15 protein-coding genes are annotated in these 18,390 nt (G+C 72.2%); 10 read left to right on the top strand and 5 right to left on the bottom strand.

The annotated features are described in order from the left end of the window. Positions 1 to 296 precede the first annotated feature (296 nt). The 8 genes from ABD223_RS21990 (at position 297) to ABD223_RS21955 (ending at position 11,726) form a co-directional block, all read left to right on the top strand. Positions 297 to 1,373: a hypothetical protein gene (locus ABD223_RS21990; RefSeq protein WP_344038243.1), complete on the top strand. Its 1,077-nt coding sequence runs from the start codon at positions 297 to 299 to the stop codon at positions 1,371 to 1,373. Between the two features lie 143 nt (positions 1,374 to 1,516). After that, on the top strand, positions 1,517 to 1,882 hold the full coding sequence (locus tag ABD223_RS21985) for a pilin (protein WP_380648766.1): 366 nt from the start codon (positions 1,517 to 1,519) through the stop codon (positions 1,880 to 1,882). A gap of 413 nt (positions 1,883 to 2,295) precedes the next feature. Continuing rightward, positions 2,296 to 3,933, top strand: coding sequence for a TrbL/VirB6 family protein (locus ABD223_RS21980; protein WP_344038242.1), 1,638 nt, complete (start codon positions 2,296 to 2,298; stop codon positions 3,931 to 3,933). Continuing rightward, entirely contained in the window at positions 3,930 to 5,042 is a 1,113-nt protein-coding gene (locus ABD223_RS21975) for a PrgI family protein (protein WP_344038241.1), read from the top strand. Before ABD223_RS21980 ends, ABD223_RS21975 begins: the two co-directional genes overlap by 4 nt. Continuing rightward, the gene (locus tag ABD223_RS21970; protein WP_344038240.1) at positions 5,042 to 6,922 is read left to right on the top strand and encodes a VirB4 family type IV secretion system protein; all 1,881 of its coding nucleotides are present in this window, start codon (positions 5,042 to 5,044) and stop codon (positions 6,920 to 6,922) included. The genes ABD223_RS21975 and ABD223_RS21970 overlap by 1 nt, the downstream gene beginning before the upstream one ends. Positions 6,923 to 6,957: 35 nt before the next feature. Continuing rightward, the gene (locus ABD223_RS21965) at positions 6,958 to 9,582 is read left to right on the top strand and encodes a type IV secretory system conjugative DNA transfer family protein (RefSeq protein ID WP_344038239.1); all 2,625 of its coding nucleotides are present in this window, start codon (positions 6,958 to 6,960) and stop codon (positions 9,580 to 9,582) included. 91 nt (positions 9,583 to 9,673) lie between these two features. Beyond that, the gene (locus ABD223_RS21960) at positions 9,674 to 10,735 is read left to right on the top strand and encodes a replication-relaxation family protein (RefSeq protein WP_344038238.1); all 1,062 of its coding nucleotides are present in this window, start codon (positions 9,674 to 9,676) and stop codon (positions 10,733 to 10,735) included. Between the two features lie 55 nt (positions 10,736 to 10,790). After that, positions 10,791 to 11,726 carry a C40 family peptidase gene (locus tag ABD223_RS21955; protein WP_380648784.1) on the top strand — a complete coding sequence of 312 codons (936 nt, stop codon included), beginning with the start codon at positions 10,791 to 10,793 and terminating at the stop codon, positions 11,724 to 11,726. Between the two features lie 69 nt (positions 11,727 to 11,795). Here the strand turns inward: ABD223_RS21955 and ABD223_RS21950 are convergent, their stop codons facing one another. Further along, positions 11,796 to 12,686 carry a restriction system modified-DNA reader domain-containing protein gene (locus ABD223_RS21950; protein ID WP_344038236.1) on the bottom strand — a complete coding sequence of 297 codons (891 nt, stop codon included), beginning with the start codon at positions 12,684 to 12,686 and terminating at the stop codon, positions 11,796 to 11,798. A gap of 315 nt (positions 12,687 to 13,001) precedes the next feature. On the opposite strand from ABD223_RS21950, the gene ABD223_RS21945 reads away from it, so the two are divergent. Both ABD223_RS21945 and ABD223_RS21940 read left to right on the top strand, forming a co-directional pair. Continuing rightward, a complete protein-coding gene (locus ABD223_RS21945) occupies positions 13,002 to 13,559 on the top strand; it encodes a hypothetical protein (RefSeq protein WP_344038235.1) in 558 nt (185 codons plus the stop codon). A 228-nt stretch (positions 13,560 to 13,787) separates the two neighbouring features. Then, the gene (locus ABD223_RS21940; RefSeq protein ID WP_344038234.1) at positions 13,788 to 14,333 is read left to right on the top strand and encodes a cysteine hydrolase family protein; all 546 of its coding nucleotides are present in this window, start codon (positions 13,788 to 13,790) and stop codon (positions 14,331 to 14,333) included. A gap of 13 nt (positions 14,334 to 14,346) precedes the next feature. Here the strand turns inward: ABD223_RS21940 and ABD223_RS21935 are convergent, their stop codons facing one another. The 4 genes from ABD223_RS21935 to ABD223_RS21920 form a co-directional block, all read right to left on the bottom strand. Next, a complete protein-coding gene (locus tag ABD223_RS21935; protein WP_344038233.1) occupies positions 14,347 to 14,979 on the bottom strand; it encodes a hypothetical protein in 633 nt (210 codons plus the stop codon). A 94-nt stretch (positions 14,980 to 15,073) separates the two neighbouring features. Continuing rightward, positions 15,074 to 15,994 (bottom strand): DUF4192 family protein, encoded by a 921-nt coding sequence (locus ABD223_RS21930; RefSeq protein WP_344038232.1) that lies wholly within the window; start codon positions 15,992 to 15,994, stop codon positions 15,074 to 15,076. A 34-nt stretch (positions 15,995 to 16,028) separates the two neighbouring features. Continuing rightward, complete coding sequence (locus ABD223_RS21925) at positions 16,029 to 16,526, bottom strand: hypothetical protein (protein ID WP_344038231.1); 498 nt, start codon at positions 16,524 to 16,526, stop codon at positions 16,029 to 16,031. A 112-nt stretch (positions 16,527 to 16,638) separates the two neighbouring features. After that, positions 16,639 to 18,387 (bottom strand): hypothetical protein, encoded by a 1,749-nt coding sequence (locus tag ABD223_RS21920; RefSeq protein ID WP_344038230.1) that lies wholly within the window; start codon positions 18,385 to 18,387, stop codon positions 16,639 to 16,641. Positions 18,388 to 18,390: the final 3 nt, after the last annotated feature.

Genomic DNA, 18,390 nt, shown 5'->3' with positions numbered 1-18,390 from the left:
TGGATCCGCCGCCGCCTCGAACCTCGGAAGCGACACACGGTCAACCCCCGCACAGAGCTATTACCAGACTGGTACCGAACTAGTACCGCTACACCGTAAGAGCAGTTGGGGCGCTGCCACAGTATGATCCGAGTGGATCTTGAAATCATTGTTTTGTGGATCATGACCGCTGCCTGATCGGACCTTCCGATGGCCTCGAAGGTTTCCGGGGAGATCATCGGCACCTCTGCGGTACTAGTTCTGTACCAGTTTGGTCAGCGTTTGGTACCACCCTCTGTGGCGTCCTGGTCGAGTCATTGGTTCCGACTCGCTCCGGGAGTCATTTCATGAGTTTGCATGATGCCGTTCCGCGCTCGCGTTTCGAGCGTGACGACATGCCGTTGGACGCCGCGCGCTCGGCGTTCGAGTGGCTGGTCGCCGGCCCTCGCCCGGTGGGCGTCGACGGTCGGTTGTTCCCCGGTCTGCCGGCGCGGCGGGTGCCGCTGGACGAGGTGCGCGACCGGCTGCTGCGCCGCCACTGCCCCCAGGCGTTGCGGGACGCGGTGTGGGCGCACCTGGTGCTGCTCGCCCGCGCCGAGGGCGGTGCCTGGACCGTCGGTGCGGTCGGTGTCGCGCTGCCCGCGCTGATTTCCATCTCCGCCACGCTCTCGGCGCGCTTCGCCGGGGATCCCAGCGACATCCACGCCGCGGTCCTGGCCGGGTTCGTCGCCGAACTCGGCCAGGTCGACCTGCGTCGGCCGCGCATCATGCTGCGGCTGCGGTGGGCCGCCTACCGCGCCGGGCACGCGTGCGTGCGCGAGGCGTTGGACGCGCCGGTGCCGTTCAGCCACGGGTTCCGCTCGATCGTGCCGCCGTGCCCGTCGGGCCATCCCGACTTCGTCCTGGCCCGCGCCGTCGCCGAAGGCGCCATCACCTCATCAGAGGCCGAGCTCATCGGCTCCACCCGTCTGGAAGGCGTGCCGCTGACCGCCGCCGCGACGACGCGGGACATGTCGTATCAAGCGGTGAAGAAGGCGCGCCGACGCGCCGAGCACCGACTGCTCGCCTACCTGCGCAACGACACCACGGACACCGCGCACACCGGTGCGGGCGAACGCGACCTGGCGACCCGGGTCGCCGACTCGATCGCCATCACGGCAGCCGCCGAACACGCGACCACCGCCACCCGGTCCTCACGCACAGTAACGTCATTGCGGAAGCGCGCGCCACGGAAATCCGAAGAGCGCGTGTCCCCCCGGGGCGCGTTTTCCGGAGTTCACGGACGCGGGAGGCAGTCGACCGCCACCGCGCCCACCACCTCTTCCCCCGCACCGCCGCGGCAGTCGCCACAGCGGTCGTCGGGCCCGACTCCGGGAGCGTCGCGATGCGCCTGACCCGACCTCTTACCCGTCTTCGCCACCACCGCATCCCCCTCGATCGGCGGACCGTCCGCGGTCGGGCACCGGGCCTGCGCGGGAACGCCTCACAAGCCCGGCCGACCACCAGTTCCGATCCCGGTGCGCGCAGCTACAACACCATGGCTCGTCCGACCTGTGCGGTGGTTCGCGGACGCACGCCCCGTCGTGCGCTGGTGCTCGTCGCGCTGCTGGTGCCGGCGTTGTTCGTGTCCGGGGTGACCGCGCACGCGGAGACCGTGGTGCTCGCGGTGGCGGGCAGCGTGGACGAGGTCCTGACCAACATGCGCAACTGGTTGATGGGGATCCTGGCCGGGTTGGCGACGGTGTTCCTGACCATCGGCGGGGTGCGTCGGGTGTTCGGCAGCGGCGACCCGGGTGAGCAGGAGAAGGCCAAGCAGGCGTTCAAGTCGGCCGGGATCGGCTACGGCCTGGCCGCGCTCGCGCCGCTGGTGGTCAGCGTGCTCAAAGGGATCGTGGGGGCCTAGCCATGCCCATCTCATCCATCCCGCGTTCTCACCGGCCACCGCCGGCCGAAGCTGCGACCGGCGTGCAGGTCGCGACGTCGTCGACCGGCCGCGGCGACACGACGCGGCAGGTGTTGCGTCGGCGTCACCGCGCCGTGTGGGTGGTGCTCGCCGGTGTGGTCGTCTCGTTGGCTTGCGTTCTGGTGGTGTCCGCGTCCGCGCAGCCGGCCTCGCCGCGTCCTGCCCAGCCGACGGATCCCTGTGCCGGACCAGGGCCGTACCCCGTGCCTTGCCCACCGGGCCCGACGAGAACACTGTCGCCTTCGGCGCCGTCGAACCCGTGCCTTGCCCCGCAGCCCGAACAACCTCCCCCACTCGGGTGTCTGCCACGACCGACCCCGACCTCGCCACAGCCCGTTTCCCCGACGGGCGCCGTGCCGGTGCCTCCCGCGGACGCCGAGTGCGGGATTCTCAACCCGGGCGCGTGCATCGGGGAGGGCATCGCCGGGTTCCTGCACCTGTTGGTCGGCGAGTCGCTGAACACGTTGTTGGGGTGGCTGGGCGGCACCCTGCTGTCCACGCCGACACCGGCCGACCTGCCCCGGGTCGGGGAGATCTGGGAGCAGTCGCGGCTGGTCGCGGTGGCGGTCTACTCGCTGCTGGTGGTGCTGGCCGGCGTCGTGCTGATGGGGCACGAGAGCGTGCAGGTCCGCTACTCGGTCCGTGAGATCGCGCCGCGGGTCGTGGTGGGGTTCCTGGCCGCCAATCTCAGTCTGGTGGTCGCCGGGCACGCCATCGGTCTGGCCAACGCCGCGTCACTGGCGGTGCTCGGCGACGGGTTGGATCCGCAGTCCTCCGGGCAGGCGGTAACGGAGTTGTTCGTCGGTCTGGTGGCGGGTTCGCTGGTGTCGGGCGGGTTGTTCGCCGGGGTGTTGTCGGTGGTGCTCACCGTTCTTTTGGTCGCGCTGTTGGTCGGCTACGTGGTGCGGGTCGCGCTCACGGTGATCCTGCTGGCCGGGGCGCCGTTGGCGGTGATGTGGCACGGCCTGCCGCAGACCGAGGGCCTGGCGTACTGGTTCTGGCGCGCCGGGGCCGGGGTGTTGGGCATCCAGGTCGGGCAGAGCCTGGCGTTGATCTGCGCGGTGAAGGTGTTCCTGCAACCCGGCGGCTTCCACTTCTTCGGCGCCCCGACACCCGACGGGCTGGTCAACCTCGTCGTGCTGATCGCCCTGGTGTGGATCCTGGTGAAGATCCCCGGCTGGGTGATGCGGCAGATCGGCATCGGTGGCGGACGCCGATCGTTCGTCGGCGGCCTGGCGCACGCGTTCGTGGTCGGCAAGACGATGGGCCTGCTCGGCGGCCGAACCAGAGGTGCCCGCGCCGCGTCCACGGCGGGCGGTGCGCGCCACGGTGCCGGGGCCTCTCGTGGGCGGGACCCTGGGTGGCCCGCGCCGGTGAGGGAGTGGGGCGGCGTCAACGGCGTGTTCGGCCCCGAGGCGATCGGGCGTCGCCTCACCGCCCAACGCGCCCAGGAGTTCGCGCGACGGCGCACCGTGTCCGGCCGGCAGCATCTGCGGTTCCTCCAGCCCACACCCCAGACGCCCACGCACGACCTCGCGCACTGGAACCCGGCGGGCAGCACGACCGCGGCGGAGTTCCACGCCGCTTCCCCCGCCACCGGTGAGCCGTCGGTTCCTGCAGCACACCCGCTGGGCATCGCCGCGGCACCGGTGTTCCGTGCGGCGGGACAGGACGCCCGACCTTGCCACACCCCTGCGGGTCCTGCGACGCCGATGCGCACCGCGCCCGTGCCGCCGGAGCTCAGGTTCCGGCCGCCCACCGAGGAGGTTCCGGCTTCCCCGGTCAGGGCGGGCAGTCCGGTTCAGGTGCCGGTGTTCCGATCCGCCGCGCCGTCTCAGCCCGGCGCGCACGGCCGCCGCGCCAGGACCCACACACCCGCGCCCGTGCTGTTCCGACCACCGTCCCCGCCCGATGCGGCACCGACACCACTCGGCGGTGCACCTGTTGCTCCTCGCGCACGGTCCGTGCGGCAGGCGGGTGAGCACCGATGAGTCACCCCGTCCGCATCCCGGCCGACGTCGACCTGCACGACCGCGTCCTCGGACCGCTGACCGCACGCCAGCTGGCGATCCTCGCCGCCGCCGGGGCGGTGCTCTACCTGCTGTGGGCGGCCACCCGCACGCTGGTGCCGCTGCCGGTGTTCGCCGTGCTCGCCGTCCCGCTCGGCGCGGCCTCGGCGATGCTCGCCCTCGGCCGACGCGACGGCGTCCCGATGGACAGGCTGCTGCTCGCCGCGATCGGCCAACGCCTGGCCCCACGCCACCGCGTCACCGCACCCGAAGGCGTGCGCCCGGTCCCGACCTGGCTCGCCACCGCTGCCCACGAGACCGCCGCAGACACGCCGGGCAGAAACGGATCGGCGCGTTCCGAGCAGGTCGCGCCGTCGGCGTTGCGGCTGCCGGCCGAGGCCGTCACCGACACCGGGGTCATCGACCTGGGCGCCGACGGACTGACCGTCGTGGCGGTCGCCGGCACGGTGAACTTCGCGCTGCGCACCCCGGCCGAGCAGGAGTCGCTGGTCGCCTCGTTCGGCCGCTACCTGCACTCGCTGACCGCCCCGGTGCAGGTGCTCGTGCGCACCGAACACCTGGACCTGTCCGCCCCGATCGCCGAGCTGCGCGAACGCGCGGGCGGGCTGCCGCACCCCGCGCTGGAGGCCGCCGCGAACGAGCACGCCGACTACCTGGACCAGCTCGGCCGGCAGTCCAATCTGTTGCGGCGCCAGGTCCTGCTCGTGCTGCGCGAACCGCTCGGCACCGCAGCCCCGACCGACGGCCTGGGCGGACCCGGTCCGCTGACGGTGCTCACCTCACTGGCCGGCGCACGTCGCAGACAGGCCGGCGAACACGTCGACGCCGGAGCCCGGCGGGCGGCGGAGTCGCGACTGGTGCGCCGCCTCGGTGAGGCGATCGAACTGCTGTCCCCGGCCGGCATCACGGTCACCCCGCTCGACGCCGGACAGGCCACCGCCGTGCTCGCCTCGGCGTGCAACCCCGACAGCCTGCTGCCTCCCTCGGCGGGACTGGCCGGCGCGGACGACGTCATCACCACCACCGCGGACCCGACCGAGGACGACTTCGACGAAAGGCAGTGGTCCTGATGGCCTCCCGCGCACGGCGCCACCGCCGCCCGGCCAGCCCGACAGCGTCCTCGACGGCCGCCGCCTTCACTCCCGACGCCCTGTCGGTCGCCGCCCGGCACCTGGAGGTCGGCGGCGAATGGGTCTCGTCGTTCGTGATGGTCGGCTTCCCCCGCGAGGTACACCCCGGCTGGCTCGCGCCGCTGCTGACCTACCCCGGACGCCTGGACGTCTCGCTGCACGTGGAGCCGATCGACCCGACCACCGCCGCCACCCGGTTGAAGAAGCAGTTGGCGAGGCTGGAGGCCGGGCGGCGGCACACCGCCGAACACGGCCGCCTGTTCGACCCGCACGTCGAGGCCGCCACCGAAGACGCCTACGACCTGTCCCACCGCGTCGCCCGAGGCGAGGGCAAGCTGTTCCGCGTCGGGCTGTACCTCACCGTCCACGCCACCTCCGAGAACGACCTCGCCGACGAGGTGGCCGCGCTGCGGGCACTGTGCGCCTCGCTGCTGCTCGACGCCAAGCACACCACCTACCGGTCGTTGCAGGGGTGGGTGTCCACCCTGCCGATGGGCCTGGACCTGATCGGCATGCGCCGCACCTTCGACACCTCCGCGTTGGCCGCGGCGTTCCCGTTCACCAGCCCCGACCTACCCGCACCCGACCCCACCTCCGTGGCCGCGCCGGCCGGAGTGCTCTACGGCTACAACATCGGCTCCCAGGGACTGGTGCACTGGGACCGGTTCGGCGAAGGCATGCACAACCACAACGCCGTGATCCTCGGCCGCTCCGGCGCCGGCAAGTCCTACCTGGTCAAGCTGGAACTGCTGCGGTCGCTGTACCGGGGCGTCGAGATCGCCGTGGTCGATCCCGAGGACGAGTACGCCCGCCTGGCCGCCGCGGTGGGCGGCACCTACGTCCACCTCGGCGCGCCCGGTGTCCGGCTCAACCCGTTCGACCTGCCCGTCCACACCCGCGCCGACGGACACCGCACCGCCCCGAAGGACGCGCTCGTGCGCCGGTCGCTGTTTCTGCACACCGTCCTGGCCGTGCTGCTGGGCGGCGAGCCGACGGCGGACGAACGGGCTGCGCTGGACCGGGCGATCGCCGCCACCTACCAGTCGGTAGGCATCACCGCCGACCCGCGCACCTGGACCCGTCCATCGCCGACCCTGCGGGTCTTGCGGGACCGGCTCGCGGACGCCGGGCAGACCGGAGACCACACTGCGGGCAAGCTGGCGGCGAGACTGCACCCGTTCGTCGACGGCGCCTTCGGGCAGCTGTTCGACGGGCCCAGCAGCGTCACCCCCGAGGGTCACCTCGTGGTGTTCAGCCTGCGCGACCTGCCCGACGAGCTGAAAGGCATCGGCACCCTGCTCACGCTGGACGCGGTGTGGCGGCGGGTGTCCAACCCCGCGATGCGCCGCCCGCGCCTGGTCGTGGTCGACGAGGCGTGGCTGCTGATGAAACAGCCCTCCGGGGCGGAGTTCCTGTTCCGCATGGCCAAGGCCTCCCGCAAGCACTGGGCCGGACTGACCGTCGCCACCCAGGACACCGCCGACGTCCTCGGCAGCGACCTCGGCAAGGCCGTCGTGGCCAACGCCGCCACCCAAATCCTGCTGCGCCAGGCCTCCCAGGCCATCGACGAAATCACCCGCACCTTCGACCTGTCCGCCGGAGAACGGCAATTCCTGCTCTCCGCCGACCGCGGGCAGGGCCTGCTGTCGGCGGGCACGCAGCGAGTGGCGTTCCACGCCATCGCCTCCCCCACCGAACACCAGCTGGTCACCAGCGACCCGGCCGAACTCGCCACCTACACCGACACCACCGATCCGGAGAACCAAGCCGACGCCGCCTTCGTCGACCTGGGCTCAGACGGCGACAGCTCCGCCACCTGACCCACCCCGCACCTCAACCTGCGGAGGACTTCACCATGCTTGGGCGCACAGCGGCTGCCCTGCCGCAGCCATCAGACTCCAACGCCACCGTGCCGTCCTCGACCCCGTTGCTGACGGGATGGCTGGAGGACTACCTGCACGATCCGGGCCGAGCGCTGCCGGCGCTGGTGGACCGGCTGCATGACCTCGCGCTGGAGTGGGGCCCGATCGTGACTCCGGTCCTCACCGTGCTCGTCACACTGACCGTGATCGGCCGCCGTCAGTGGGCCCGGCGCTGCCACCGGCTCCTGCTCGCCGACGCCCGCCACATCACCGTGCTCGCGCCACCCCAGGTCGATCCCGCGGGCGGCGCGGCGCTGTGGTCCAACCTGGTGGGCCTGTTGCGACCGGGATGGCGGCGGGCGTTCAGCGGCCAACCACACGTCGCCTACGAGTACACCTTCTCCGAGAGCGGGGTCGCGATCCGGCTGTGGGTGCCCGGCGTCATCCCGCCCGGCCTGGTCGAACGCGCCGTGGAGGCGGCCTGGCCCGGCGCCCACACCCGCGTCGGCCCCGCGGAGCCACCCCTGCCAGTGCCGGGTGAGGGACAGCGGCGGCTGGTGGTCGGCGGTGAGCTGCGGCTGGCCCGCCCCGAAGCGTTGCCCCTGCGCAGCGGCTTCGACGCCGACCCCCTCCGCGCCCTGCTCGGAGCCCCGGTCGGACTCGGCCGCGACGAGTACGCCTGCGTCCAGGTGCTGGCGCGCCCGGTCACCGGTCGCCGAGTGCAACGCGCGCGCCGAGCGGCACGCCGTGTGCACACCGGTGGCTCGACCCGGCTGATCAGTCGCCTGCTGGACGCGGTCACCCCGGGCCCGTCCCGACCGAAGGGTCCGGCGACGTCGCGAACGAGGACCGGGTCCCTGCACAGCGACCCGCAGACCAGCCTGGAGTTCGCGGCGCAGAACCGCGCCATCGTCGGCAAGCAGCGCGGCAGCCAGTTCGAGACCGTCGTGCGCTACGCCGTAGCCACCCTGCTGCCCACCGACACCGACCAGGACGAGGTCCGGCGGGCCCGGGAGACCGCCCGCGGCCGGGCCCACGCCCTGGCCGCCTCGTTCGCCTCCTACACCGAGCACAACCACTACACCCGCCGCCGCCTGCACCACCCGGACCGTGTCATCAACTCCCGCCGCCTCGGCCGCGGCGACCTGTTGTCAGTGCCCGAGCTGGCGGCGATCGCGCACCTGCCGGTCGACGAGGCCGTCCCCGGTGTCCAGCGCGCCGGAGCCCGCGCCATCGCACCCCCACCCGGAATCGCCACACCCGGCCCGGAAGCCAAACCGCTCGGGGTCACCGACACCGGCCACCCGCGTCCCGTCGCACTGCGCGTGCCCGACGCCCGCCACCACCTGCACGTCATCGGCGCCACCGGCTCGGGCAAGTCCACCCTGCTCGGGAACATGATCCTGGCCGACGCCGAGGCCGGACGCGGCATCGTCCTGATCGACCCCAAAGGCGACCTGGTCACCGACGTGCTCTCCCGCCTGCCCCGCTCGGCCGCCGACCGGGTCGTGCTCTTCGACGCCGACAGCAAGACCCGCCCGCCGTGCCTCAACCCGCTCGACGGCGGCGAGACCGACCTGACCGTGGACAACCTCGTCTCGGTGTTCCGGCGGGTCTACTCGGCGTTCTGGGGACCGCGCACCGACGACGTCATGCGCGCCGCCTGCCTCACCCTACGCACCCAGGACGGCGTCGCCACCCTCGCCGACCTGCCCAAACTGCTCGCCGACACCGCGTTCCGCGCCCGCGTCACCGCCGGGGTCACCGACCCCGTGCTGCGAGGCTTCTGGACCTGGTACGAGGAACTGACCGACTCCTCGCGTTCGCAGGCCATCAGCCCGCTGATGAACAAGCTCCGGGCGTTCCTGCTGCGCCCGTTCGTCCGCGACGCCATCGCCGCCGGCCCCTCCACCGTCGACATGAGCCGGGTCCTCGACGGTGGCATCTGCCTGGTCCGCATCCCCAAGGGCTCACTCGGCGAGGAGACGACCAGGCTGGTCGGATCGCTGGTCGTCGCCCGCACCTGGCAGGCCACCACCGCCCGCGCCCGCACCCCGCAACGCCAACGGCACGACGCCAGTCTCGTCATCGACGAGTGCCACAACTTCCTCAACCTGCCCTACCCGATCGAGGACATGCTCGCCGAAGCCAGAGGATTCCGCCTGGCCATGACCCTGGCCCACCAGCACCTCGGCCAACTCCCCCGCGAACTGCGCGAAGGCCTGTCCACCAACGCCCGCTCCAAAATCTTCTTCAACGCCTCCCCCGAAGACGCCCACGAACTGGCCCGCCACACCGCACCCAGGCTGTCCGACCACGACCTCGCCCACCTCGGCGCCTACCACGCCGCCGCCCGCCTCGTCCTGCACGGCGAACAAGCCCAGCCCTTCACCATGCGCACCCAACCGCTGCCGCCAGCCGTGCCCGGACGTGCCCGGGAAATCCGCGCCATAGCCCGCCGCACTGCCCGCACTCGCCCGACCGAGACCACCACCGGCGACAGCTCCCAACCCGTCCGCGTCCGGCCTTCTCGCGACCCGTCGGACTCCTCGCGCCCCGCGGAGCGGATCGAGCCCGTCGTGCGCCCACGCAGCACCGACCCCCGCCGCCACGCCTGACCCACTTCTTCCCGCCGTTCCACCCGCCCACTCCGCCTCGGCACGCCTCGCGCCCAGGCGGCTCGGGCCTGCCCACCCGGAGGCGCCCACCATGATCACCAACCCCACCCGCCAACGCGCCCTGCGCGGCCACAAGCCCACCCGACCCACCCCGCGTGCGGCCAACACCGCCGAACACCAGGCCGTCCTGGCGTGGCGGCTGACCCCGCGCGACAAGTGGATCGCCCGGATGCTCTGGGAGCACCGGGTGCTCACCGCCCACCAGATCACCGCCCTGGCCTTCCCGTCGTTCCGGTCCGGGCGCCAACGGCTGCGCGAGCTCTACACCTGGGGCGTCATCGACCGCTTCCAACCCTTCGTCACCGTCGGCACCGCCCCCATGCACTACGTCCTGGCACCCGCCGGGGCGGCCGTGCTCGCCGCCGAGGACGGCCTGGACGTCAAGGACCTCGGCTACCGGCACGACCGGGTCTTCGGCATCGCCCACAGCCTGCGCCTGGCCCACACCATCGGGGTCAACGAGTGGTTCACCGCCCTGATCGCCCGCGCCCACCACCCCGCACCCGGCGAGCAGGTCGCGCTGACGGCGTGGTGGTCGGAGACCCGCTGCGCCCGCCACTTCGGCGACCTGATCCGCCCCGACGGCTACGGCCGCTGGCGCAACGGCAGCCGCCAGGTCGAGTGGTTCCTCGAGTACGACTTCGGCACCGAGGCCCTGGCCAAACTCGCCGGGAAACTGACCGGCTACGCCGCGCTGGCCCAGGCCACCGGCATCACCACGCCGCTGCTGGTATGGCTGCCCACCTCGCGTCGCGAAGCCACCGCCCGCCGGCTGCTCCAGCGGACCTGGCGCGAACTGGACGACCCGCGCACAGTGCCGGTCGCCACCGCCACAGCAGAACTGCTCAACCCCGACCACACCCACCCCAGCCCCGCCGACGAGATCTGGCTCCCCCTCGACACTCAGGCCGGCGGGGCTCGACGGCGGACGCTGCCCGACCTGCCCGACGCCTGGCCGCACGTCCCGCCACCGGTCACCACCGGCGGTGACGACATCCACGGGCCGGATTCACCCCACCCCACGATCTCGCCACCCTCGCCGATGCCGCCCACGACCGCGCCCCGCGGATCAGACCAACCGGAAACGGGGTGAACCCGTGCTCGCCAAGATCACCACAGGTGTCGTTGCCGCTGTGCTGCTCATCCCCATGCTGCTCGCCCAGGCCATGGTCGACGCGCTGTTCGGCCCTTCGTCGAACACCACCGTCGACTGCGCCGCACCGGTCGCCGACATCCCGCCCGACTACTGCCGGCTCTACCTCGCCGCCGCGCCCCACTGCCCCGGCCTGGACTGGACCGTGCTCGCCGCCATCGGCAAAATCGAGTCCGACCACGGCCGACTCCAGGCACCCGGCGTCCACGACGGCGAGAACTCCGCCGGAGCCGCCGGACCCATGCAATTCCTCACCCCGACCTTCCACGGCGTCCTCGCCGCACACCGCATCCCGCCGGGCGGCGCCACCCCGCCCTCGCGGTACAACCCCCACGACGCCATCCACGCCGCCGCCTTCCTGCTCTGCGATGAAGGCGTCCGCCAAGGCGACCTGCGGGCGGCGATCTACGCCTACAACAACGCCGACTGGTACGTCGACCTGGTCCTCGACCAGGCCGCCAAGTACGCCGAAGCCGCCGTGACCAGCGTCGGCAACGGCGACTGCAACGCCATCCAAGCACCCAACGCCGTCGCCCTCACGGCAATCAACTACGCCTGCGGGCAACGCGGCCTGCCCTACGTGTGGGGCGGCAACGGACCCGACAGCGGACACGCGGGCTTCGACTGCTCCGGCCTGACCAAAGCCGCCTACGCCGCCGCCGGAGTCACCCTGCCCCGCACCGCCCAGACCCAGTTCGACGCCGGCCCACGCGTCCCGGCCGGGCAGCCACTGCTGCCCGGCGACCTCGTCTTCTACGGCACACCCGACAACATCCACCACGTCGGCCTCTACCTCGGCGCCGGACTCATGATCAACGCCCCGACCTTCGGACAACCCGTGCAGATCGACAACCACCGCTACTCCGGCGACGACTACGCCGGAGCGACCCGCCCGGCCTTCGTCTCCGTCACAGGTGGGAGTCGTCCATGACGACGCCCCGGGCGGATCGGTCGGACCGCCCGCGCGAAGGAAGCGGGCGGTCCGAGGCCGAAGAGGTGGTCATCGCCGTCGCGGTTCCAGCGTCAGTCCGCGGCGCGTCCGCAATCGGGCGCGCAGATCACCGAGGGCATGGCCATCCGAGGTCCGTTTCCACACCTTCCAGCCGTTCTGGTGCCTGCCGCCGAGTGCGACCACGGCACCGGAGGGATTGGCGTAGGCGCGTCCGTCGGCCAGGACCAGGGTGCCGTTGGAGTGGATGCGGGCGGTGTGGCGGGCACCGCGACCCGGGCGGTTCCAAGTGAACTCCTCGCCCGCCCGGACCAGACCGGCGGCGAGCAGGTCCACGATGCCGCCGTTGCCGCCCCAGCCCTGCAGCGGCCGGCCGGACGGCACATCCACCGGGGACGGATCTGCCCCCGTCGCCTCGGTGTGCAAGCCCATGATCGCGGCGGCGGTCACCGCGACGGTCCACGGCCAACGCGGGTCCAGGTTCTCCCACTCACCGACCCGGAGCCACCGGCTGTGGTGGGCGAGCAGCATCTCCACGTCGACCCGGTCATCCGGGAACGGCCCGTCGTCGGGTGTGGTCAGGACGAGGACGAGATCGCCTTCACGCAGCGCCGCCGATGGCTGTTCGGACAGCCAACACCCGGCGAACAGGACGACTTCGCCTTCCCGGTCGGGGTCGGTGTCGTCCAGCACGTCCGCCGCCAGCATCAGCATCGCCCAGGTGTCCTCCGGCTGCCGCATCGGCGTGGCGGCGACCGACGGGGCGAGGATCACGGCATCGGAAGGCAATCCCTCCCTCCACAACATCCGCGCCTCGTCGTCGCCGTGCGCGGCGACGGGTACGGGTTCGGGTCCATCGGTCGTGGCACCATTGTTCGACACGAGCACGACGGCGTCGGGCACGGGTTCGGGTGGCATCGATGGAGCGGCGCTGGCGGTCATCAGTCCCGGTGTCCCTTCGGGTTGGCTTCAACTGGGCCGAACGGCCAACATGCATGGACGCTCCGCTACGGCCGAAATGTCAATACGCAATGCGGCAACAGCGGCGAACTGCACCCTTGTGATGTAAGGGTTTCCCGAGGTATCCATCGTCCACAGAAGACGGATTCGGTTTCTCGGTGTTCGACTTGACTTCATAGGGGCAAGGAAGCGTCCATAGTCGTGTGGCCCGAAACCCACCGGATGCGCACCGGGGGCCGCACCCGCTCCGGCCGGGGCGGACCACCAACACAGGACACCACTTCATGCGAGGTAGTCATGCCCACCGACACCATCCCCACGTTGCGAGCTGTCCCCGATCCGGCGAAGCCTCGGACGGAGGCCGAGGAGAAGCTGCGGCAGGCACTGCTCACCCACCCCGGCAGCACCGCTGTCGCCCTGTCGACCACTGCCGGGATCGGGAAGTCCACCGCCCAGAAGATCCTTGCCCGCTGGGCGCAGGACAACCTCGTCACCCGCACCACGGGCATCGCCGATGATGGGTCGCGCTCCGCCGACCGCTGGTCGATCACGGCCGATGACGAGCCCGTCGACGACCAGCCCAGCGGTGACCACCCGGGTGAGCCTGCCGCACAGCCGGTGGGGTCCGAGCGCCTGGCGTCGGGCGCATTGCGTGGAATGGTCGAGGACCACCTTCGACAGCACCCCGGTGAGGAGTTCAGCCCGAATGCGATCGGCAAGGCGTTGAGCAGGTCCTCCGGTGCGGTGCACAACGCCTTGGAGAAGCTGGTCGAGAGCGGCTACGCCGTGCGCACGAGCGACAAGCCGAAGAAGTACTCGATCGTCACCGAGGCTGCCGCCACGTCGGTGGAGTGACACCGCGCGAAAGGCGGTCACGCGGTTCTGTGCCCTCCGCTCCCTCGGGTGGAGGGCACAACCGCTTCCGGCCGTCGACCGACCGGTCGGCGGTGCCGGACCGGGGCCGGAACGACGACCGGTAGCTTCACCTGCGCACTGTCACCATCGCGAGCACCATGGCCGCCGGACCTGCTGCCCTGTCCACCACGGGGCGCCACGTCGGGGCGGCCGGACGGGGAGCCTGTCTTGACCACCGCACTGATCATCGGTGACCTCCAGCGGGGCATCACGGACACCTACCCGTTCGCCGCGCGGGTCGTGCCGCCGGTCGCCGACCTGCTCCCGCGGGCCCGTGCGGCGGGCGCGCTCGTGGTGTTCGTGCACTTCGCCTTCCGGGGCAACGGAGCCGACCTGCTGCCGGGCAACGACTTGTACAAGTCGTTCTACGACGCCGGGGACGCCTTCCACGAAGGATCGGCCGGGACCGAACCGACCCTGCCGGTCGCCGAGGAGGACGTCGTCGTGCTCAAACGCCGCGCCGGCGCGTTCGCCGGCACGGACCTCGACCTCGTGCTCCGCGCCCGCCACGTCGACACCCTCGCGATCGCCGGGGTCGCGACCAGCGCGATGGTGGCCGCGACGTGCTACGACGCGGCCGACCGCGGCTACCGGGTGACCGTACTGCGCGACGGTTGCGCCGACGGCGACGGCGCGGTGCACGACTTCTTCGTGGACACCGTCTTCCCCAGCCGGGGGTTCGAGGTGGTGTCCTGCGCCGACTGGTCCTGTTGACCTTGCTCCGGGTTCACGCCCCTTGATGGCAGATCGATGCCGTTGACGCGCAGCATCCCCGTGGCGGTCCGGTGCACCCGAGGTTGGGCGTGTCGTGCACGGTTCTGCCCGGTAGCGGTGCCTTATCGAGGGTCTGGTCGTGATCGAGGCAGTGGGGAAAGCGGCAATTCCCGTCGCAGTCCCGGGTGCCGGTGCTGGTGATGAACGAGCAGTCGTCGCGGTGGGCTTTGGTGAAGATGACGCCGCCGTCTTGGCGCTCGATGACGTGCAGGGTGCCACCGAGGCCTCGGGCCCGGGAGATGTCGTCGGGGTTGATGCGGACCTCGGCGTCGACGCCGTGGGTGGCGGCTGGCAACGCGCTGATCGCGTCGTGGGCGTGGGGTGGGATGCGCTTGGTGATCCGGCGGTGGGAGGCGAGGATCGTGGCGGCGCGGCGCAGGAGCTGCTCGGCCAACGGGCCGAGGACGGTGCCGGCGCGGGTGTCGGGTATGGGTGGCGGGGTGTCGTGCCACCAGGCGGCCGGTGCTTCGGCGGTCAGGCTGGTCCAGGTGGTCCGGTCGTTGAGGGCTTCGGCGAGGGCGAAGCCCTGGTTGAGGTAGGAGTCGCGTTCGACGCGGGCTTGGACGGTGTGTCCGGCGATCTGCACGACGCGGGTGCAGTGGTGACGGGTCGGTGGGTGATGCCCGGCCGGACGCCGCTGGTGATGGCGTCCGGGCGGGCGGTGTGGGCTTGGTGGCGGTTCAGAGTTCGGCGATCAGGTTGTGGCTGTTGTGTGCCATGGCGAGCAGGTGGTCCGGTGCCAGGTCGGTGACGATGACTTCGCTGATCAGCCGGCTGAGGCGGTGTTCGGGGTGGGCGTTGAGGGCGTGGGCGGTGGCGGCGGTGGCCAGGTCGGGGTCGTGGTGGAGGTAGGCGAAGGCGGCCAGCAGGGCGGCCGGTTCGGCGCGTTCGGGGGCGGGGGTGGCGGCGGTCAGTTGTGTCCAGAGGGTTTGGGCGGCGTGGGCGTGCTCGCCGGTGGCGAAGGACAGGGCGGCGTCGCGGACCATGGGGTCGGTCAGGGCGAAGGCGAGGGCGGCGATTTCGGTGTCGGTCAGCGGGTCGGTGCGGTCGGCCGTGCGCAGGATGTGTTCGTGGATCAGGTCGAAGCGGCTGCGGCGTCGGCTGGGTGTGTCGGGCTCGGTGGGGTGGTCGTCGGTGGTGGAGGTGCGGGTGGCCAGGTCGTCGATCAGGGTGGCGCGGCGGGCGAGGACGTCGTCGGGGTGTGGTAGGAGGACTGTGGGGGTGGAGGGGAAGCGGGCGGTGCGGGTGGCGACCCAGGCGCGGGTGTCGTCGCAGAGGTAGACCCAGTCGGCGTGGCGGTAGTCGTGCCACGGCCAGGGCCAGCCGTCGGTGGGCAGGTAGCGCGGGCGGGTGTCCTGCTCGTCCGAGGCGTGCAGCAGGTCGGTCACGGCGGCGGTGAAGGCCTGTGGGGTGGTGGCGTTGAGCAGCTGCCGGCCGGTGGCGGTCTGTCGCAGGGAGTCCGGGTCGGTCGCGCCGTGCAGAGTGCCCAGCCATTGCAGTTCGGTGTCGTGCAGGGCGTAGAAGTCGGCCATGGCGGCGGGGGTAGTGGTGGTGTCGTGGGTGTCGGTGGTGGTGTCGTCCGGGCTGGTCGTGGTGCGCATGGTGGTCCTCCTGGATGGGTGATGGTGCGGGTTGTCAGTTGCCGGCTCGGGAGTGGGCGCAGTCGGGTCGGTGGCCGGTCGGGTCGGGGAGTTCCCGGGCGGGTGGGGTGTGGGGGTCGGGGTCGAGGTGGTCGCCGAGGTCGGCCAGGGTGGCGACGGGGGCGACGGGGACCTCGGCGGCGCAGTGGGGGCAGGTGTCGAGCAGCAGCCAGGCCTGGCCGGGGGTGGTGTCGTCGGGGATGAACCGCCACTCCCTCCTGCCGGCGGGGTCGGTGACGGTGATCAGGTCGCCGGGGACCTCACCGGTGCGGGCGGGGTAGGTGCGGTGGGGGTCGTCGGTGACCAGCACGTGCTCGACGGGCACGTGCAGGGCGGTGGCGACGGTGCGGGCGACGCGGGCGCGGCGTGTCCACCGGTCCCACGCCTGCGGGCTGTCGTGACGGTGGCGGAATCCGTCGGGGTCGGCGGCGCGGTGGGCGCGCACGGCGCGTGCCGCGCGGTGGGCGAGCACGGAGGTGGCGGTGGTCATCATGACCGTCCGGGGACGTCGGCGGCGGTGTCGGGTCGGGTGGTCATCGGGATCTCCTCGGGCATTAGGGGTGGCCGGTCCGGGGCGGGTTGTCCGCCCCGGGACCGGGCAGGGTTCAGCGGGTGGCGCGCAGGGCGGTGGTGGCGGCGTGTCCGATGGCTCGGGCGGTGGTGGTGGGGTCGGTGAGCCGGTGCACGGTCACGCCGTCGAAGGGGTGGTCGTGCTGGTCGGTGGTCAGCCACAGCACGGCGCACCCGGACGCGCGCAACCGGTCGACCTGGTGGTGTCCGGCGGCGCGTTCGTCGACGTCGTACATCCCGTCGGAGACGATCACCAGCAGGCGTGCCGCGCCGGGTCGGGACAGTCCGAGTGCGCCGTCGAGGGCTGCGGTGGCGGTGGCGATGTCGTGCGAGCAGTCGTTGGCCTCGAACTCGGTCACCTGGTCGGGGATGACGCCGGGGTGGGTGATCGGGCGGACGTGTGCGCCGTAGATGACGGTGGCGGTGGTGACGGGCACGGTGGCGCGATGTCCGGCGTGGGCGAGGATCCACGCGGTCGAGGCGACCGGGTGGCGCAGGTCGCCCATGGAGCCGGACACGTCGCAGGCGATGCCCAGCCGCAGCGGCGGGGTGGGCACGGTGAGCCGGGTGGTGCGGGTGAACGGTTCGGCGGTGACGGTCGCGCCGGCGGCGCGTTGGGCGTCGGCGGCGAGTGCTCCGCGCATCCGCAGTCGTCCGGGCGGGACCGGTGAGGTGGTCTTGGCCGTGACGCGGTCGCGTGTTCCGGCGGTGGACAGGGCACGGGCGAGCACGCGGGCGGCGGTGTGTTCGGCTGTGGTGGGGCGACGGGTGCCCGTCGTGGCGGTGGTTCCGTACCCCTTGGGGTTGCGGTGTGCGCCGGCGAACACGATCCGGGCGGTGGTCTCGTTGGCGTGGCGGGTGGCGTCCTCTGCGGCTTGTCGTGCCGCCGCCATGGCGGCGGGGTCCTGTGGCGCGGGTTCGGTCGCCACCGCCGTCGCGATGTTGGCCAACGCCCTGCCGATGGCCTGGGTCAGCGGCGAGGGCACGCCCGAGTCCTCCGACGGGTCGGGGTCGCCGGATGCGCCGGGGTCGGGGTTGTCGGGATCGGCACCGATGGCCTGGCACCAGCGTCGCCCGAGGTCGATCATCGTTGCGGTGTCGTCGTCGGCGGTGCGCAGCGCTTCCCGCCACAGCCCGCGCAACTCGGCCAGCAGGTCCGCGCCGAGTACGGTCTCGACCACGGTGGCGACCGGGGCGACCTCGTCGGCGGTGAGGATGCCGCCGTCGACCCGTGCCAGCAGCAGCGCGGCGGTGTGGGCGGCGTGCGCCGTGGTCATGCGCGGTGCGCGGGCGGGGTCGGTGGCGTCGGTGTCGGCGAGGATCAGGTCGGTGGCCGAGGCGCGCAGCCAGTGCCGGTCGTCGAGGCGGCGGCGGACGTGGGCGGCTTCCATTCGGGGTTCCTCCAGCAGCATGGCGGCGGCGAGCACGCCGGGCGGGGTGTCCTCGGGTGGTTGCCACGCGCTGTGTTTGGCGTGCCCGCACTCGTGGGTGAGCAGTCCCCACGTGGTGGCGTAGCGGGTGCGGTCGGCGGGGTTGGCGGGGTCGGCGGTGGCGGGGTCCACGCCGAGGTGGTCGCCGTCGACCTCGATCAGCGCGCGGGCGGGGTAGAAGCACGCCGGGGCACCTGCGCCCGCGCCGGGGGCGATGGTGACCAGCAGGTCCTCGCGGTCGGCGATCACGTCGACCTCGTCGGCCAGCGCGGCGGACAGGGTGAGCCATTCGGGGCGGGCGGGGAACACGGCGGCACCGGTCGCGGTGGGGTCGGCTACCAGGTGGGTGGCCATTGT

This window comes from Saccharothrix xinjiangensis (assembly GCF_039527585.1).
GTDB lineage: Bacteria > Actinomycetota > Actinomycetes > Mycobacteriales > Pseudonocardiaceae > Actinosynnema > Actinosynnema xinjiangensis.
Note: the sequence above shows the minus strand (reverse complement) of the source record. Positions and strands in the feature narration are given on the sequence as shown.

What these genes read in the sequence shown, in the direction of transcription:
- ABD223_RS21985 (WP_380648766.1), top strand. Translation starts at nt 1,517, where the DNA reads ATGGCTCGTCCGACCTGTGCGGTGGTTCGCGGACGCACGCCCCGTCGT.
- ABD223_RS21920 (WP_344038230.1), bottom strand. Translation starts at nt 18,387, where the DNA reads ATGGCCACCCACCTGGTAGCCGACCCCACCGCGACCGGTGCCGCCGTG.
- ABD223_RS21950 (WP_344038236.1), bottom strand. Translation starts at nt 12,686, where the DNA reads ATGACCGCCAGCGCCGCTCCATCGATGCCACCCGAACCCGTGCCCGAC.
- ABD223_RS21965 (WP_344038239.1), top strand. Translation starts at nt 6,958, where the DNA reads ATGCTTGGGCGCACAGCGGCTGCCCTGCCGCAGCCATCAGACTCCAAC.
- ABD223_RS21970 (WP_344038240.1), top strand. Translation starts at nt 5,042, where the DNA reads ATGGCCTCCCGCGCACGGCGCCACCGCCGCCCGGCCAGCCCGACAGCG.
- ABD223_RS21955 (WP_380648784.1), top strand. Translation starts at nt 10,791, where the DNA reads ATGCTGCTCGCCCAGGCCATGGTCGACGCGCTGTTCGGCCCTTCGTCG.
- ABD223_RS21960 (WP_344038238.1), top strand. Translation starts at nt 9,674, where the DNA reads ATGATCACCAACCCCACCCGCCAACGCGCCCTGCGCGGCCACAAGCCC.
- ABD223_RS21930 (WP_344038232.1), bottom strand. Translation starts at nt 15,994, where the DNA reads ATGCGCACCACGACCAGCCCGGACGACACCACCACCGACACCCACGAC.
- ABD223_RS21925 (WP_344038231.1), bottom strand. Translation starts at nt 16,526, where the DNA reads ATGATGACCACCGCCACCTCCGTGCTCGCCCACCGCGCGGCACGCGCC.
- ABD223_RS21945 (WP_344038235.1), top strand. Translation starts at nt 13,002, where the DNA reads ATGCCCACCGACACCATCCCCACGTTGCGAGCTGTCCCCGATCCGGCG.
- ABD223_RS21975 (WP_344038241.1), top strand. Translation starts at nt 3,930, where the DNA reads ATGAGTCACCCCGTCCGCATCCCGGCCGACGTCGACCTGCACGACCGC.